Annotated in this window: 16 protein-coding genes, 5 tRNA genes and 2 other RNA genes; 1 reads left to right on the top strand and 22 read right to left on the bottom strand. The window is 54.9% G+C overall.

The genetic code is table 11. From position 1 onward, the window contains the following. Nucleotides 1–98: 98 nt before the first annotated feature. Nucleotides 99–1,031: a CDF family zinc transporter ZitB gene (gene zitB, locus N7V53_RS03740; RefSeq protein ID WP_034812825.1), complete on the top strand. Its 933-nt coding sequence runs from the start codon at nucleotides 99–101 to the stop codon at nucleotides 1,029–1,031. Here zitB and pnuC read toward each other — a convergent pair. From pnuC to sucC, 22 genes are all read right to left on the bottom strand, one after another. Continuing rightward, nucleotides 1,028–1,747, bottom strand: coding sequence for a nicotinamide riboside transporter PnuC (gene pnuC, locus N7V53_RS03745; protein ID WP_076769566.1), 720 nt, complete (start codon nucleotides 1,745–1,747; stop codon nucleotides 1,028–1,030). The genes zitB and pnuC overlap by 4 nt on opposite strands. A gap of 45 nt (nucleotides 1,748–1,792) precedes the next feature. Next, on the bottom strand, nucleotides 1,793–2,836 hold the full coding sequence (gene nadA / locus N7V53_RS03750) for a quinolinate synthase NadA (protein ID WP_279792189.1): 1,044 nt from the start codon (nucleotides 2,834–2,836) through the stop codon (nucleotides 1,793–1,795). Nucleotides 2,837–3,340: 504 nt separating this feature from the next. Then, a non-coding RNA gene (locus N7V53_RS03755) (RtT sRNA) lies at nucleotides 3,341–3,476 on the bottom strand. 94 nt (nucleotides 3,477–3,570) lie between these two features. Beyond that, nucleotides 3,571–3,702: non-coding RNA, RtT sRNA (locus N7V53_RS03760), on the bottom strand. A gap of 24 nt (nucleotides 3,703–3,726) precedes the next feature. Continuing rightward, a tRNA-Lys gene (locus tag N7V53_RS03765) sits at nucleotides 3,727–3,802 on the bottom strand. A gap of 122 nt (nucleotides 3,803–3,924) precedes the next feature. Next, a tRNA-Lys gene (locus N7V53_RS03770) sits at nucleotides 3,925–4,000 on the bottom strand. Nucleotides 4,001–4,142: 142 nt separating this feature from the next. Continuing rightward, nucleotides 4,143–4,218: transfer RNA gene (locus tag N7V53_RS03775), tRNA-Lys, on the bottom strand. A 2-nt stretch (nucleotides 4,219–4,220) separates the two neighbouring features. Next, a tRNA-Val gene (locus N7V53_RS03780) sits at nucleotides 4,221–4,296 on the bottom strand. A 74-nt stretch (nucleotides 4,297–4,370) separates the two neighbouring features. Next, a tRNA-Lys gene (locus tag N7V53_RS03785) sits at nucleotides 4,371–4,446 on the bottom strand. 164 nt (nucleotides 4,447–4,610) lie between these two features. Next, a complete protein-coding gene (gene cpoB / locus N7V53_RS03790) occupies nucleotides 4,611–5,417 on the bottom strand; it encodes a cell division protein CpoB (RefSeq protein ID WP_094420453.1) in 807 nt (268 codons plus the stop codon). 9 nt (nucleotides 5,418–5,426) lie between these two features. Further along, nucleotides 5,427–5,942 (bottom strand): peptidoglycan-associated lipoprotein Pal, encoded by a 516-nt coding sequence (gene pal, locus N7V53_RS03795; RefSeq protein WP_007373922.1) that lies wholly within the window; start codon nucleotides 5,940–5,942, stop codon nucleotides 5,427–5,429. 30 nt (nucleotides 5,943–5,972) lie between these two features. Then, nucleotides 5,973–7,265, bottom strand: a complete 1,293-nt coding sequence (gene tolB, locus N7V53_RS03800) for a Tol-Pal system beta propeller repeat protein TolB (protein ID WP_023478234.1) — start codon at nucleotides 7,263–7,265, stop codon at nucleotides 5,973–5,975. A 130-nt stretch (nucleotides 7,266–7,395) separates the two neighbouring features. Next, nucleotides 7,396–8,721 (bottom strand): cell envelope integrity protein TolA, encoded by a 1,326-nt coding sequence (gene tolA, locus N7V53_RS03805; RefSeq protein ID WP_034811770.1) that lies wholly within the window; start codon nucleotides 8,719–8,721, stop codon nucleotides 7,396–7,398. A 39-nt stretch (nucleotides 8,722–8,760) separates the two neighbouring features. Then, the gene (tolR, locus tag N7V53_RS03810; protein WP_023478226.1) at nucleotides 8,761–9,189 is read right to left on the bottom strand and encodes a colicin uptake protein TolR; all 429 of its coding nucleotides are present in this window, start codon (nucleotides 9,187–9,189) and stop codon (nucleotides 8,761–8,763) included. 3 nt (nucleotides 9,190–9,192) lie between these two features. Next, nucleotides 9,193–9,885, bottom strand: a complete 693-nt coding sequence (gene tolQ / locus N7V53_RS03815; RefSeq protein ID WP_023478229.1) for a Tol-Pal system protein TolQ — start codon at nucleotides 9,883–9,885, stop codon at nucleotides 9,193–9,195. Next, entirely contained in the window at nucleotides 9,882–10,286 is a 405-nt protein-coding gene (gene ybgC / locus N7V53_RS03820; RefSeq protein WP_034811764.1) for a tol-pal system-associated acyl-CoA thioesterase, read from the bottom strand. The genes tolQ and ybgC overlap by 4 nt, the downstream gene beginning before the upstream one ends. A gap of 146 nt (nucleotides 10,287–10,432) precedes the next feature. Next, nucleotides 10,433–10,726, bottom strand: coding sequence for a cyd operon protein YbgE (ybgE, locus tag N7V53_RS03825; RefSeq protein WP_023478215.1), 294 nt, complete (start codon nucleotides 10,724–10,726; stop codon nucleotides 10,433–10,435). After that, nucleotides 10,726–10,839, bottom strand: a complete 114-nt coding sequence (gene cydX, locus N7V53_RS03830) for a cytochrome bd-I oxidase subunit CydX (RefSeq protein WP_071789428.1) — start codon at nucleotides 10,837–10,839, stop codon at nucleotides 10,726–10,728. The genes ybgE and cydX overlap by 1 nt, the downstream gene beginning before the upstream one ends. Nucleotides 10,840–10,853: 14 nt before the next feature. After that, nucleotides 10,854–11,993: a cytochrome d ubiquinol oxidase subunit II gene (cydB, locus tag N7V53_RS03835; RefSeq protein ID WP_023478221.1), complete on the bottom strand. Its 1,140-nt coding sequence runs from the start codon at nucleotides 11,991–11,993 to the stop codon at nucleotides 10,854–10,856. 15 nt (nucleotides 11,994–12,008) lie between these two features. Beyond that, nucleotides 12,009–13,577 (bottom strand): cytochrome ubiquinol oxidase subunit I, encoded by a 1,569-nt coding sequence (gene cydA / locus N7V53_RS03840; protein WP_023478219.1) that lies wholly within the window; start codon nucleotides 13,575–13,577, stop codon nucleotides 12,009–12,011. A gap of 811 nt (nucleotides 13,578–14,388) precedes the next feature. Continuing rightward, entirely contained in the window at nucleotides 14,389–15,258 is an 870-nt protein-coding gene (sucD, locus tag N7V53_RS03845; protein ID WP_023478233.1) for a succinate--CoA ligase subunit alpha, read from the bottom strand. Next, nucleotides 15,258–16,424, bottom strand: coding sequence for an ADP-forming succinate--CoA ligase subunit beta (gene sucC, locus N7V53_RS03850; protein WP_034811760.1), 1,167 nt, complete (start codon nucleotides 16,422–16,424; stop codon nucleotides 15,258–15,260). The genes sucD and sucC overlap by 1 nt, the downstream gene beginning before the upstream one ends. Between the last annotated feature and the right edge of the window lie 64 nt (nucleotides 16,425–16,488).

Genomic DNA, 16,488 nt, shown 5'->3' on the forward strand with positions numbered 1-16,488 from the left:
AAGAAGGAGAGCTGAGGCTCTCCTTTTTTTATTCCTTAAAACTCAAAATCTGCAATGATGTAGGCGTTTTCTCAACGGTCAAAAGGATAGATCCCATCATGGCGCACGATCACTCGCATGGCTCATCGGATGCCAATGCTCGCCGTCTGCTACTGGCCTTTACGGTCACCGCTGTTTTTATGGTTATTGAAGTGGTGGGCGGGATTATTTCCGGCTCGCTGGCGCTGCTGGCCGACGCCGGACATATGCTCACGGATGCCGCCGCCCTGCTCTTCGCCCTGTTGGCGGTGTGGTTTGCCCGCCAGCCGCCGAGCGCAAAACGTACCTTCGGCTGGCTACGTCTGACAACGCTTGCCGCCTTTATCAACGCCCTGGCGCTGGTGCTGATAACGATATGGATTGTCTGGGAAGCGATTCTGCGTTTTAGCCACCCACAGCCGGTTGCCGGAATGACAATGATGGCGATTGCGATCGCCGGCCTTGTGGCAAATCTGCTCTCCTTCTGGCTGCTGCATCGCGGTAGTGAAGAGAAGAACCTGAACGTGCGTGCCGCCGCGCTGCATGTGCTGGGAGATCTGCTTGGCTCCGTCGGCGCGATTGTCGCGGCAGTGGTGATCATGGTGACCAACTGGACGCCCATCGACCCGATTCTGTCGGTGCTGGTTTCTGCGCTGGTGCTGAAGAGCGCGTGGCGCTTGATGAAGGAGAGCGTCAATGAACTGCTGGAGGGGGTTCCCGCTTCGCTGGATATCGGTGCGTTGCAGCGCCATTTGCGCCGCGCGATTCCGGAAATTCGCGATGTGCACCATGTGCACGTCTGGCAGGTGGGTGAAAAACCGCTGATGACCCTGCATGTGCAGGTGATCCCGCCGCGCGATCACGATAAGTTGCTCGGCGAGATCCACCACTTCCTGGCGCACCATTATGAGATTGCTCATGCAACGGTGCAGATGGAGTATCAGCCCTGTAGCGGCTCAGACTGCCGTCTGGGCGACGTTACGGCCGATCCCCACCACGGACATCATCATTAATGTGAAAGCGCGCGAGAGCCACGCTCGCGCGCGCTGTTAATCCACATCCGGCTGCCGTTGAGGGCAATAAAGGTGAGGATCATATACTCCAGCGACATCGCCCACACACCCTGACGTGCAAAAATCACCACGCTTATCACGTTGATAATTACCCACAGCAGCCAGTTTTCGACATATTTACGCGTCATCAGGATCATCGCCACGATAGAGAGCACCATCATGCAGGAGTCCCAGAACGGGAAAGCATCAGGTTGCAGCGTTGGCATCGCCACGTTCAGCCCGACCGCCTGCATGATATTGACGGCGATACGCGTCAGAAAGGCGAAGACCGGGTTGATAAACAGTGTCATCAGGCCAATCGCCACCACGCAGGCGGCAAGCCAGCCGAGGGCTTTGCTGCGCGGCAACCAGCGGATTTGTAGCTCGGCCTCATTTTGCGAGGTCTGGCGCGACCAGGCATACCAGCCATAGATATTGGCGGCGAAGAAGAATAGCTGCAGCAGCAGGCTGGCGTAGAGCTGGATCTGAAAGAAGATAATGGCGAAGAGCGTAACGTTAATCAGACCAAAAGCGTAGTTGCTGATTTTCTCAAGGCTGGCGAGCCAGATACAGAGTAAACCCGCCAGCGTGCCTGCGGCTTCAATCCATGAAAGGTCATATCCCCCGGCACCGATCGGAATGTGCACGAGGATGTTTTGCGTACTAAAAAAGTCCATTCTTTCCCCAGAGCGTAGTGTTACGCATTGATGTCTATGAAAACGTTAAGGTCGAAGTGTAGCCGCAAAATCGAGCATGCGGTTAAGCGGCAGCAGCGCGCGTTCACGCAGGCTGGCCTCCACCTCTATCTCATGCGCCGTTCCGCCCTGCTCCAGCCCGTCGGCAATGGCTTTCAGACCGTTCATTGCCATCCACGGGCAGTGAGCGCAGCTGCGGCACGTCGCCCCTTCGCCAGCCGTTGGCGCCTCGATCAGCGCTTTATGCGGCACGGCCTGCTGCATTTTATAGAAGATCCCGCGGTCGGTGGCGACAATCAGCTGCGAGTGGGGCAACGTTTTTGCGGCCTGGATCAACTGGCTGGTCGAACCGACCGCATCAGCTAACTCTACCACCGCCTGTGGCGATTCAGGATGCACCAATATTGCGGCGTCCGGGTAGAGCGCCTTCATGCGCCGCAGCGCCTGGGTTTTGAACTCATCATGGACGATGCACGCCCCCTGCCAGCAAAGTACGTCCGCGCCCGTCTGCTTCTGGACGTAATTGCCGAGATGACGATCCGGTGCCCAGATAATTTTTTCGCCAAGGCTATCAAGGTGCTCAATCAACTCTACCGCAATGCTTGAGGTGACCACCCAATCGGCACGGGCTTTTACCGCCGCCGAGGTGTTGGCGTAGACCACTACTGTGCGATCCGGGTACGCATCGCAGAAAGCGTTAAACGGCTCAATGGGGCAGCCCAGATCGAGCGAGCATTCAGCGTCAAGCGTCGGCATCAGGATCGTTTTTTCCGGGCTGAGGATTTTCGCCGTTTCCCCCATAAAACGCACGCCCGCGACCAGCAGCGTTGAGGCGGAATGACGCGCGCCAAAGCGCGCCATCTCCAGCGAATCGGAGATGCAGCCGCCGGTCTCTTCCGCCAGTTGCTGGATTTCCGGGTCGGTGTAGTAATGGGCGACCATCACCGCATTACGCTCTTTCAGCAAGCGTTTGATTTTATCGCGGTAAAACGCTTTTTCCGCCGGATTTAACGGCGCGGGTTTGGCAGGAAAGGGATAGATTGCGGTTTCAGGATCAAACATTACGCTCATGATGCTCACTCGTTTTGCATGCTTAACATGATAACCCTAACAGCGGCCTGATATGGATTCCTGAGCGGCCGATGTTTTATATACTAAACAAGATACCCGATCGCAGAGATATTGTCGCGGTGAATTTATTCGCGGTGGGAAGTAGTTGGTGTGGATTATTGCCTGCTGGCGCTGCGGGTGCGTAGGCCGGATAAGGCATTCATGCCGCCATCCGGCAGTGCGTTCAGGGCTAAAACAGAATGCCTGCTGGCGCTACGCTTAGCAGGCCTACGAAAACCGGGTGCGGAGAGGTGTTGTAGGCCGGATAAGGCGTAGCCGCCATCCGGCTGTGCGTTCCGGTTCAAAACAGATTGCCTGCTGGCGCTGCGCTTAGCAGGCCTACGAAAACCGGGTGCGGAGAGGTATTGTAGGCCGGATAAGGCGTAGCCGCCATCCGACAAGAAGAGCGCACGGAATTTTCAAATCGCAGATAGCAAAAAAGCGCCGCAAGCGCCATTTTTACATTGGTGGGTCGTGCAGGATGACTCGCTTCGCTCGCCCTTCGGGCCGTCGCCGCAAGCGGCTCCGTTGTCTCACTACGTTCGACCCGAACCTGCCGCAGGTATATTCGTCTCATCCTGAGACTCACCCTACGGGCCAACGCTTCGCGTTGTTCAAAATTGTTCCCGACAATTTTGTCGAATCTTTGAAACCGGCAGATAGCAAAAAAGCGCCTTTAGGGCGCTTTTTTACATTGGTGGGTCGTGCAGGATGACTCGCTTCGCTCGCCCTTCGGGCCGTCGCCGCAAGCGGCTCCGTTGTCTCACTACGTTCGACCCGAACCTGCCGCAGGTTCGAATCTTTGAAACCGGCAGATAGCAAAAAAGCGCCTTTAGGGCGCTTTTTTACATTGGTGGGTCGTGCAGGATTCGAACCTGCGACCAATTGATTAAAAGTCAACTGCTCTACCAACTGAGCTAACGACCCTTTGCAGGGATTCTTCGAAGTGGTGGGTCGTGCAGGATGACTCGGCTTTTGCCTCGCCCTACTGGGCCGTTGCTGACGCAACCTTATCCTTCACGTCTGACACCTTCACCAATTATCAAAATTGGTGGGTCGTGCAGGATTCGAACCTGCGACCAATTGATTAAAAGTCAACTGCTCTACCAACTGAGCTAACGACCCATACAGGGTAGCGACTTCGAAGATAAATCTTTGGAACCACGTAATGCGTGGCAATTGTTCAGGATGAGTCGGCTTTTACCGGCGGGCGGTTGCTGACGCAACGCTATCCTTCACGTTTGACACCTTCACCAATTATCAAAATTGGTGGGTCGTGCAGGATTCGAACCTGCGACCAATTGATTAAAAGTCAACTGCTCTACCAACTGAGCTAACGACCCGGTGGTGGGTGATGACGGGATCGAACCGCCGACCCCCTCCTTGTAAGGGAGGTGCTCTCCCAGCTGAGCTAATCACCCGATACTGCGCTGGATACTGCTTTTAGGTGGTTCGTTACTTTCGTAACGTTTAACCTCTCCACCGCGAGGTTAAGTGGTGGGTCGTGCAGGATTCGAACCTGCGACCAATTGATTAAAAGTCAACTGCTCTACCAACTGAGCTAACGACCCACTTTTGTGCTGCTTCCGGGTTAAGAGATATCCCGTGGCAACGGCGGCATATATTACTGATTTAAGAACTCAGCGCAACAACAATTTCGACGCGCACTGTTTAACTGCTTATGATTCATGCGACAAGACCAGAAAAACCGCGTTTTCTGGTCATGCGCTATGCATTACATCGAAGCAAGGCGTTTTTGCGCCTGTTTCGCACCATCGGTACCAGGGTATTTGCTGACCACCTGCTGGTAAACCGCTTTGGCTTTTGCAGTATCGCCCTTGTCTTGCATAATCACGCCGACTTTAAACATCGCGTCTGGCGCTTTCGGTGACTTCGGGAAATTCTTCACTACCGAGGCAAAGTAGTAAGCCGCGTCGTCTTTCTTACCCTTGTTGTAATTCAACTGACCGAGCCAGTAGTTGGCGTTCGGTACATAAGTTGAATCCGGGTACTTTTTGACGAAGTTCTGAAACGCAGCCAGCGCATCATCCTGGCGGGATTTATCCTGCACCAGGGCGATAGCCGCGTTGTAATCGGTATTGGCATCGCCGCTTTGTACCGGTGCGCCTGAAGCCGCCGCACCGTTGTTTGCGCCTGCATCCGCTGCCGGAGCCTGCGCTGCCGCACCGCTCTGATCGCCGGAAGCCTGCTGCGTCTGCCCTGCTGCTGCACCGCTGCTCAGATTGCCGATCTGCTGCAGAATTTGCTGCTGGCGTTCAACGACCTGATTGAGCTGATACTGGCTTTCCTGGATCTGTCCACGCAGGGAGTCAATATCGGCCTGATTATCAGAGAGCTGCTGCTGAAGTTGGGTTAAAAGCTGGCTGTGAGCATTGGAAATACGCTCAAGTTGAGTGACGCGGTCTTCGACCGAGCCTGAGCCGACACTACTGATTGGCGCCTGAGCATTAGCGGCCCAGGGGGCCGCTATGCCAACCAGTAACGACAGACTCAACAGATGATGTCTGAAGTTACTGCTCATGCAATTCTCTTAGTAAACCAGTACGGCGCGACGGTTTTTAGCGTAAGCCGCTTCGTCGTGACCCAGTACTGCAGGTTTTTCTTTACCGTAAGAAACGATGGAGATCTGGTCAGCGGAAACGCCTTTACCCTGCAGGTACATTTTAACGGCGTTAGCACGACGTTCGCCCAGGGAGATGTTGTACTCCGGGGTACCGCGTTCGTCAGCATGACCTTCTACGGTCACTTTGTAGGACGGGTTGCTACGCAGGAAGTTAGCGTGAGCATCCAGCATCGCTGCAAAGTCAGAACGGATGTCGTACTTGTCCAGATCGAAGTAAACGATGTTGTTCTGCTGCAGCTGCTGCATCTGCAGACGCGCCTGCTCTTCAGAGGACATGTTACCGCTACCGTTCATGCCAGTGCCGGCACCCATCATGCCTTCGCCGCTCTGGTCGCTGGTGTTGTTCTTGTGAGAAGAACATGCAGCGATTGCCATAACAGGCAGAGCCAGCATCAGGCCTTTCAGCACTTTGTTCAGTTGCATTTCTTTGATTCCTTTAATATTTATTTATTATCACAGATACGGAGACCAGGCAGGGAATTTAACCTGTCCATCAGTCGCCGGAATACGCGCTTTGAAACGCCCATCTGTAGAAACCAGGTTCAGCACGGAGCCCATCCCCTGAGAAGAGCTGTAGATGACCATAGTGCCGTTAGGTGCCAGACTTGGCGTTTCATCCAGGAACGTTGACGACAAAACTTGCACGCCACCCGCTTCCAGATCTTGTTTAGCAATGTGCTGCTGACCACCGTCAGAGCTAACCATCACCATAAATTTACCGTCGCTGCTGACATCCGCATCCTGGTTCTGAGAACCCTGCCAGGAGATACGCTGCGCTGCGCCGCCATTGATATTGATTTTGTAAACCTGCGGACGACCGGCCTGGTCAGAGGTAAAGGCCAGGTTCTGGCTGTCCGGGAACCAGGTTGGTTCGGTGTTGTTGCTGCGACCGTCGGTAACCTGACGGATCTGGCCGGAACCGATGTCCATCACATAGATGTTCAGGCTGCCGGTTTTTGACAGGGCAAACGCCAGCTTGGTGCCATCCGGCGAGAAGGCCGGTGCGCCGTTGTGGCGCGGGAACGAAGCTACCTGACGAATGCTGGCGTTAGCCAGAGTCTGGATAACCAGCGCAGAACGACCGCTCTCAAAGGTCACATACGCGACTTTTGAACCGTCCGGGGACCAGGCCGGGGACATCAGCGGCTGCGGCGATTTGTGGACGAGGAACTGGTTGTAGCCGTCGTAATCAGAGACGCGCAGTTCGTACGGGAACTGAGTGTTCGCGGTCTGAACGACATAAGCGATACGGGTACGGAACGCGCCTTTAATACCGGTCAGCTTTTCGAATACTTCGTCACTGGCGGCATGGGCAGCATAACGCAGCCACTGCTTGTTCACTTTGAAGGAGTTTTGCGCCAGCACGGTACCCGGCGCGCCGCCGGTGTCGACCAGCTGGTAAGCGACGTTGTAGCTGCCATCAGGATTCGGTGTCACCTGACCTACGATGACCGCATCAATACCGAGCGCGGACCATGCAGCGGGCTGCACTTCCTGCGCGGTGCCCGGCTGCTGCGGTAAACGGGAGCGGTCCAGCGGGTTGAATTTACCGCTGTTGCGCAGATCCGCCGCAACGATACCGCCAGCGTCCTCAGGCGCAGCGCCTGGGCCTGCCCACTGGAACGGCACAACGCCAATCGGGCGTGCCGAGTCTACCCCCTGGGTGATCTCGATACGTACTTCTGCATGCAGCACCGCTGCCCACAGCATCAAAAAACCAAATGCAACACGTAATGCCTGCTTCATCATATCTCCCTTATCCGGGCAAAAAACCCGCGATAATTTAGCAGAATTTTAACAAACCAATAAGACAAAACTACCCGCGTTGGAACCGCCTTCGCATACTTTCCTCACGGGATCGCGAGGAAAGTGTACCTCAAGGTTTGAAGTCCAGCGGCGCATTTTTGAACACTTCATACACAGCCTGACTTGGTGGCTTCGGCATTTTCGCCTGTCGTGCCGCGGCCAGCGCGGCCTGACAGAGCGCCGGATCGCCCCCTTCAGACTGAATATCTAACAGCGTCCCATCAGGAGCCAGTTTGATACGTAACGTACAGGTCTTCCCGGTGTAGGAGGATGCATCATAGAAGCGGCTCTCAATCGCCGTTTTAATCTGCCCTGCGTAGTTACTGATATCGGCTCCGGATGCACCGTTGTTCTTAGTGTTACCCGAACCCGCCGGCGCTGCATTGTTGCCTTTCGCTCCGCCGCCCGTTTTCGGTGCATTCTTACCGGAGCTGAGATCGCCAAACAGATCGTCAACGCCTTCAGCGGCGGCGGCTTTCTCTGCTGCGGCTTTTTTGGCAGCCGCTTTCTTATCGGCGGCGGCCTTCTCGGCGGCAGCTTTCTTCTCAGCGGCGGCTTTTTCCGCAGCCGCTTTCTTCTCGGCTGCTGCTTTTTCCGCTGCAGCGGCTTTCTTCTCCGCTGCGGCTTTCTCTGCGGCAGCGGCCTTCTCTGCGGCAGCTTTTTCAGCGGCGGCGGCCTTCTCGGCTGCGGCTTTTTCAGCAGCAGCCTGTTTAGCCGCTTCCGCCTGCGCTTTCTTCTTCGCATCAGCGGCTGCTTTCGCGGCTTCTGCTTCGGCTTTCTTCTGTGCGTCAGCGGCGGCTTTCGCGGCCTCCGCTTCGGCTTTCTTCTGTGCATCGGCGGCGGCTTTGGCTGCATCCGCCTGCGCTTTCTTCTGTGCGTCCGCTGCGGCTTTCTTCGCCGCCTCTTCCGCTGCTTTCGCCTGCGCATCCGCTTTGGCTTTCGCGTCAGCGGCTGCTTTCGCTGCCGCTTCTTCAGCCTGTTTCTGCTGCTGTTGCGCCTGCTTAGCCGCTTCTTCCGCTTGTTTCTGCTGTTCAGCCTGTTCGCGCGCCGCTTCCTGCGCTTGCAGACGCTCTTTCTCTACCTGCTTCAGACGTTCCTGCTCGGCGGCCTGCTTTTCACGCATCTCCTCCGCCTGCTGCTGCGCCTGTTTTTCACGCTGCTCTTCCGCGCGTTTGGCGCTCGATTGCTGGTGCTGTTGGCGGTTGTAGTTCTCCACTACCGCGCCAGGATCGACCATTACGGCGTCGATCGACGAGCCGCCACCGCCGCCCGCCGACGCTTCAATATGCTCATCGAACGAACTCCAGATCAGCAGCGCCACCAGAATTACGTGCAGCACGGCTGAAATGAGTATCGCTCGCTTAAGCTTGTCGTTTTGTACGGTTGCCTTTGACACTCTCGGTTCCCAAAAACTGTCCGCCTGTTAAGCCGGTGATCAGATAGGCTGCGTCATCAAGCCAACCGATTTCACACCCGCGCTATGTAACAGGTTCAGCGCTTTAATGATTTCGTCGTACGGCACGTCCTTCGCCCCGCCGATTAAGAACACGGTTTTCGGATTGGATTGCAGGCGACGCTGCGCCTCCGCAATAACCTGCTCCGGCGGCAGCTGATCCATACGATCTTTCTCTACCACCACGCTGTATTGCCCGACACCGGAAACTTCAATAATGACCGGAGGATCGTCATTGGTGCTGACGGTCTGAGAATCCGTCGCATCCGGCAGATCGACCTCGACGCTTTGGGTGATGATGGGCGCCGTTGCCATAAAGATCAGCAGCAGCACCAGCAGCACGTCGAGCAGCGGCACAATATTGATTTCGGACTTCAGGGCACGCTTGCTCCGCCCACGGGATCTGGCCATGGCTTACTCCTTATTGCTGTCGCTGCTGGCAAACGCCTGGCGATGCAGAATAGCCGTGAACTCTTCCATAAAGTTGTCGTAATTCTGTTCCAGTTTATTGACGCGCTGGTTCAGACGGTTGTAGGCCATCACCGCCGGAATTGCCGCGAACAGGCCGATAGCGGTCGCAATCAGCGCTTCGGCGATACCCGGTGCAACCATTTGCAGCGTCGCCTGTTTTACCGCGCCCAGCGCGATAAAGGCGTGCATGATCCCCCAGACGGTACCAAACAGACCGATATAAGGGCTGATGGAACCGACGGTACCGAGGAAAGGAATGTGGTTTTCGAGGCTTTCCAGTTCGCGATTCATCGAGATACGCATCGCCCTGGAGGCACCTTCAACAATCGCTTCCGGCGCGTGGCTGTTGGCGCGATGCAGACGGGCAAACTCTTTAAAACCGCTATAGAAAATCTGTTCAGAGCCGCTCAGATTATCGCGACGGCCCTGGCTTTCCTGATAGAGACGAGAGAGTTCAATGCCGGACCAGAACTTATCTTCGAACGCTTCCGCTTCACGCCCTGCGGCGTTGAGGATGCGGGTTCTCTGGATAATGATTGCCCAGGATGCGATTGAAAAACCAATCAAAATCAACATGATAAGTTTGACCAGAAGGCTCGCCTTCAGGAACAAATCAAGGATGTTCATGTCAGTCACTGCTTAAACTCCGCGACAATAGACTTGGGAAGCGCACGAGGCTTCATTAAGAGTGGATCAACACAGACAACCAGCACTTCAGCTTCGTTCAGCACTTTGTTCTCTGCGTTGACGATCCGCTGCGAGAACACCATTGACGTTCCACGCATTGATGTAATTTCCGTTTGGACGTCGAGCATGTCGTCGAGTCGGGCGGGTGCAAAATACTCCAGCGTAATTTTGCGCACCACGAACGCGACCTGCTCTGCCAGCAGAGCCTGTTGGCTAAAGTGATGGTGGCGCAGCATCTCGGTGCGGGCTCTTTCATAAAAAGCAACGTAGCTGGCGTGGTAAACCACACCACCGGCATCAGTATCTTCGTAATAGACACGAACCGGCCATCGAAACAGCGTTGTATTCACTTTACATCCCGGTAATGCAAAAGGTTAGAGCTTTTAAACTTCGCTACTATACGCGCGGGCAAGGTGCTTTGGAATGGGTTGTGGTAAACGGAGAGTAAAAATTTATGGGCTTTTGCAAGCCCATCGGGATAGCGGATATTTCTTATTCAAAAGAAGAAGAAAAGCAGACCTGCAAGCAGCACAACATCGGCAATCAGCGGGCAAAACAGCCCTTGCCAGTGCAGCGCGCGAGGACGAAAACCGACGCCGTGGATCACACCGGCGCAAACGGCCCACATCAATAGCAGACCATGCCAGATCTCAAGCTCGCTGGTTTTCGCCGCAAAGCGCGACGGGTCCCAGAAAATGCACCCTGCCAGCAGCAGCGCCATTATTAAGGAAAGGGCCCGTAACGGGCCCTTGTCCATTACCGCATAGAGCTTTGCGATAACCTTATCCATCAATGTTCTTCTTGACCGGCTTTGGTTGCTTCAACATGTTCCAGCGCCAGCGCGGTGATCACACCAAAAGCACAGGCAAGAAGCGTTCCTAAAATCCAGGCGAAATACCACATATTTAGCTCCTTACTTAGTACATAGAGTGGGTGTTGCTTTCGATCTGCTCTTTGGTAATACGACCGAACATTTTCCAGTAACACCAGGTGGTGTAGAGCAGAATGATCGGTACGAATACCGCAGCAACCCAGGTCATCAGGTTCAGCGTGCGCTGCGTCGAGGTCGCATCCCACATTGTCAGGCTGGCGTTCAGCATGGTGCTGGAAGGCATGACAAACGGGAACATCGCGATGCCTGCGGTCAGAATGATGCACGCCAGCGTCAGGGACGAGAAGACAAAGGCGAAGGCTGATTTATCCAGACGCGCAGTCAGGATAGTCAGCAGCGGCAGCGCTACGCCCAGCGCCGGAATCGCCCACAATACCGGAGTATTGTTGAAGTTGGTCAGCCAGGCACCCGCCTGTACCGCAACTTCTTTAGTCAGCGGATTTGAGGCCGCATGGTGATTCATCGCAGAGGTGATTACATACCCGTCAATGCCGTACACCACCCAGACACCGGCCAGCGCGAAGCAGACCAGCGTCACCAGGGCTGCAATCTGTACCGTGGCGCGTGCGCGCAGGTGCAGTTCGCCAACGGTACGCATTTGCAGGTAGGTCGCGCCCTGGGTCAGGATCATCGCCACACTCACTACACCGGCCAGCAGACCAAACGGGTTCAGCAGCTGGAAGAAGTTACCGGTATAGAAGAGGCGCATGTCGCCATCCAGGTGGAACGGTACGCCCTGCAACAGGTTACCGAACGCTACGCCAATCACCAGCGGCGGCACGAAGCTACCGATGAAGATGCCCCAGTCCCACATGCCGCGCCAGCGCACGTCTTCAATTTTCGAACGGTAATCAAAGCCAACCGGACGGAAGAAGAGTGAGGCCAGCACGAGGATCATCGCTACATAGAAGCCGGAGAAGGCTGCCGCGTAGACCATCGGCCAGGCGGCGAACAGCGCGCCACCAGCAGTGATAAGCCATACCTGGTTGCCGTCCCAGTGTGGCGCGATGGAGTTAATCATCACGCGGCGCTCGGTGTCGCTACGCCCCAACACGCGGGTCAGCATGCCGACGCCCATGTCGAAGCCATCGGTGACGGCGAAACCGATCAGCAGAATGCCCACCAGCAGCCACCAGATAAAACGTAATACTTCATAATCGATCATTTCACGACTCCTGTCTTAGCGTGCCGGCTGAGTAGTCACGGTGGACTGCTCGTAGTGATAGCGACCTGTTTTCAGGCTGCTCGGCCCAAGGCGAGCAAATTTGAACATCAGGAACACTTCGGCCACCATAAACAGCGTATAAAGGCCGCAAATCAGAATCATTGAGAACAGCAGATCGCCGACGGTCAATGAGGAGTTGGCAACGGCAGTCGGCAGCACTTCACCAATCGCCCACGGTTGACGACCGTATTCCGCCACAAACCAGCCTGCTTCGATCGCAATCCACGGCAGCGGAATGCCATACAGCGCGGCGCGCAGCAGCCATTTCTTCTCACCGATACGGTTACGGATCACCGTCCAGAAGGAGATACCGATAATCAGCAGCATCAGCACGCCACTGGCAACCATCAGGCGGAAGGCGAAGTAGAGCGGCGCAACGCGTGGAATAGAGTCCTGGGTCGCTTTCTGGATCTGCGCTTCCGTTGCGTCGGTGACGTTCGGGGTATAGCGTTTCAGCAGCAGGCCGTAACCAAGATCTTTCTTCACATTATTGAACTGCTCACGTACCGCCGGATCCGCAGAGCCGGAGCGCAGCTGTTCAAGCAGCTGGTACGCTTTCATGCCGTTACGGATACGCTCTTCGTGCTGCACCATCAGGTCTTTCAGGCCAATAACCGGCGTGTCGACAGAGCGGGTAGCGATAATGCCGAGCGCAAACGGGATCTGGATAGCGAATTTGTTCTCTTGTTTATCCTGATCCGGAATACCAAACAGGGTAAACGCTGCCGGAGCCGGTTGGGTTTCCCATTCCGCTTCGATGGCCGCCAGTTTGGTTTTCTGCACGTCACCCATTTCGTAACCGGACTCATCACCCAGCACGATAACAGAGAGGATTGCCGCCATACCGAAGCTGGCTGCGATAGCAAAGGAGCGTTTCGCAAAGGCAACGTCGCGACCGCGCAGCAGGTAGTAGGAGCTGATACCGAGAATAAAGATAGCGCCGCAGGTGTAGCCGGAAGCCACGGTGTGCACAAATTTCACCTGCGCAACCGGGTTAAGCACCAGTTCAGAGAAGCTCACCATCTCCATACGCATGGTTTCGAAGTTGAAATCAGAGGCGATAGGGTTCTGCATCCAGCCGTTGGCGACGAGGATCCAGAGTGCGGACAAGTTGGAGCCCAGAGCAACGAGCCAGGTTACCGCCATGTGCTGAACTTTGCCCAGACGATCCCAACCGAAGAAGAACAGACCCACGAATGTGGATTCGAGGAAGAAGGCCATCAGACCTTCAATGGCCAGCGGCGCACCGAAAATATCCCCAACGTAGTGAGAATAGTAAGACCAGTTAGTCCCGAACTGGAACTCCATGGTCAGACCGGTCGCCACGCCCAGCGCGAAGTTGATCCCAAACAACTTGCCCCAGAACTTGGTCATATCTTTGTAGATCTGTTTGCCGGAGAGGACGTAGACCGTTTCCATAATTGCCAGCAGGAACGCCATACCAAGCGTCAGCGGCACAAATAGAAAGTGGTACATCGCGGTCAAGGCAAACTGTAAGCGTGACAGTTCGACTATATCTAACATCATGACTCCTTGCTCATCGCATGAAGACTCCGAGAGTAAACCCCCGTTAGCGAAGGTTCACACGCATGCCCCAATACAAATTTGCTGCACTGTTTTATTCACTCTCCCAAATGTCGGGACAATGAATAAAAAAAGTTACAACCAGGTTAATAAAAAATTCGAATTGATCTCGCGAATATATTACTCCGCAAAACCCTAACAATAAAAAGCATTTATTGATTATGTTTTACGTTTTACGACGGCGATCAATTAATCCCCAACTTTGCACTTCGCGGTCAATTTGATCGGCGACAATTTAACTAGTTTTGACCGCTTTTCCAAGCTTTTAAATATTGATTTAAATCATTTATTATTGACGGTGTTAATTTTGTATTTAAGGTGTCCGGCGGGTAAAAACAGTGTTAATAATATGTTTACTGTAACGCAATTTATGGTTATCAATTGACGGATAAAGCGAAGAAAGGCAGGTTACTTTACGCGGTAAGTTAAAACAGGAAAAGTACGCGAGTCCAAAGTGAAACTTCCCAACTACTCCCATATTGATTTTACAAATATTTCACTTATCCAATTAATATAATTAACACCGCTTCGTTATCATTAAAAATAACCATCATTAAAAGGCGAGGCTGAGCGCTATTATTCATAACTTTTATAATTTGCTTTCAGGTCGAGGGATAATGCCGCATACGCCCTCCCCTGCCTGCCGCGCTTTTTTACTACGTATAGACACGGGCAATAAAAAAGGCCGCTCCAGGAGCGGCCAACCATGTCGAATTGCGCTGCTCCCCTGCAAGGGGGAGCGATGGTTTTTTTATTTAATTACGGTTTTCAGAGCGTCGCCGATATCGGCCAGGCTGCGCACGGTTTTCACGCCAGCAGCTTCCAGTGCGGCGAACTTCTCGTCCGCCGTACCTTTACCGCCTGCGATGATGGCGCCTGCGTGGCCCATACGCTTGCCTTTCGGCGCGGTAACACCGGCAATATAGCCAACAACCGGTTTGGTGACGTGCTCTTTGATGTAAGCTGCGGCTTCTTCTTCCGCGCTACCACCGATCTCACCGATCATGACGATCGCTTCGGTCTGCGGATCTTCCTGGAACAGTTTCAGGATGTCGATAAAGTTAGAGCCCGGGATCGGGTCGCCGCCGATGCCCACACAGGTGGACTGACCGAAACCGTAATCTGTGGTCTGTTTAACCGCTTCATAGGTCAGGGTGCCGGAGCGGGAAACGATGCCGACTTTACCCGGCTGATGGATGTGGCCCGGCATAATGCCGATTTTGCACTCGCCTGGGGTGATCACGCCTGGGCAGTTCGGCCCGATCATGCGCACGCCGGCTTCATCCAGCTTCACTTTCACCGTCAGCATATCCAGCGTCGGGATACCTTCAGTGATGGTGATAATCAGCTTAATGCCTGCGTCGATCGCTTCGAGGATAGAGTCTTTGCAGAACGGAGCCGGAACGTAGATAACCGTTGCGGTCGCGCCGGTCGCTTCTACCGCTTCACGCACGGTATTGAAGACCGGCAGGCCGAGGTGCGTGGTGCCGCCTTTGCCTGGCGTTACGCCGCCAACCATCTGCGTACCGTAGGCAATCGCCTGTTCGGAGTGGAATGTACCCTGGCTTCCGGTGAAGCCCTGGCAGATAACTTTGGTGTTCTTATCGATCAAAACAGACATTATTTCCCCTCCACTGCGGCAACAACCTGCTGTGCTGCATCCGTCAGACTTTTCGCTGCGATAATATTCAGGCCGCTGTCAGCCAGGCGCTTGGCACCCAGTTCAGCGTTGTTACCTTCCAGGCGTACCACTACCGGCACGTTCACGCCCACTTCTTCTACTGCACCGATGATGCCGTCTGCGATCAGGTCGCAGCGCACGATGCCGCCGAAGATGTTAACCAGAACGGCTTTCACGTTCTCATCGGAGAGAATGATTTTGAAAGCTTCGGTTACGCGCTCTTTGGTCGCGCCGCCGCCAACGTCAAGGAAGTTAGCCGGTTCGCCGCCGTGCAGTTTAACGATGTCCATGGTGCCCATCGCCAGGCCTGCGCCGTTAACCATGCAGCCGATGTTGCCGTCGAGAGCAACGTAGTTCAGCTCCCACTGCGCAGCCTGTGCTTCGCGCGGGTCTTCCTGAGACTGGTCGCGCATTTCGCGCAGATCCGGCTGGCGGAAGAGTGCGTTGCCGTCAGCGCCCAGTTTGCCGTCGAGGCAGATCAGGTCGCCCTGCTTAGTGATCACCAGCGGGTTGATTTCGATCAGCGCCAGGTCGCGCTCAAGGAAAATGGTCGCCAGACCCATAAAGATTTTGGTGAACTGCTGAACCTGCTTACCTTCCAGACCCAGTTTGAACGCCAGGTCACGACCCTGATACGGCATCGGGCCGGTCAGCGGATCGATAGTGGTTTTGTGGATCAGGTGCGGGGTCTCTTCCGCCACTTTCTCAATCTCAACACCGCCTTCGGTGGAGGCCATGAACACCACGCGACGCGAGCTACGGTCAACCACTGCGCCCAGGTAGAGCTCTTTGTCGATATCGGTCGCCGCTTCAACCAGAATCTGGTTAACCGGCTGGCCGTTAGCGTCTGTTTGGTAGGTTACCAGGCGTTTACCCAGCCAGTGCTCCGCGAATGCGCGGATCTCTTCTTTGCTGTTCACCACTTTTACGCCGCCCGCTTTACCGCGGCCGCCTGCGTGAACCTGGCATTTTACGACCCACGGGCCTGCGCCAATTTTCGATGCCGCTTCTTCGGCTTCACGCGGGGTAGTACAGGCGTATCCAACCGGAGTCGGCAGACCTGACCGGGCAAAAAGCTGTTTCGCCTGATACTCATGTAAGTTCATCTGTTCTATCCATCCTTCAGGTAATCATTATCAGGGTGTCTGCGGGTCGGGGTGCCCTGTTTGC

Source organism: Kosakonia sp. HypNH10 (assembly GCF_029850615.1).
GTDB lineage: Bacteria > Pseudomonadota > Gammaproteobacteria > Enterobacterales > Enterobacteriaceae > Kosakonia > Kosakonia cowanii.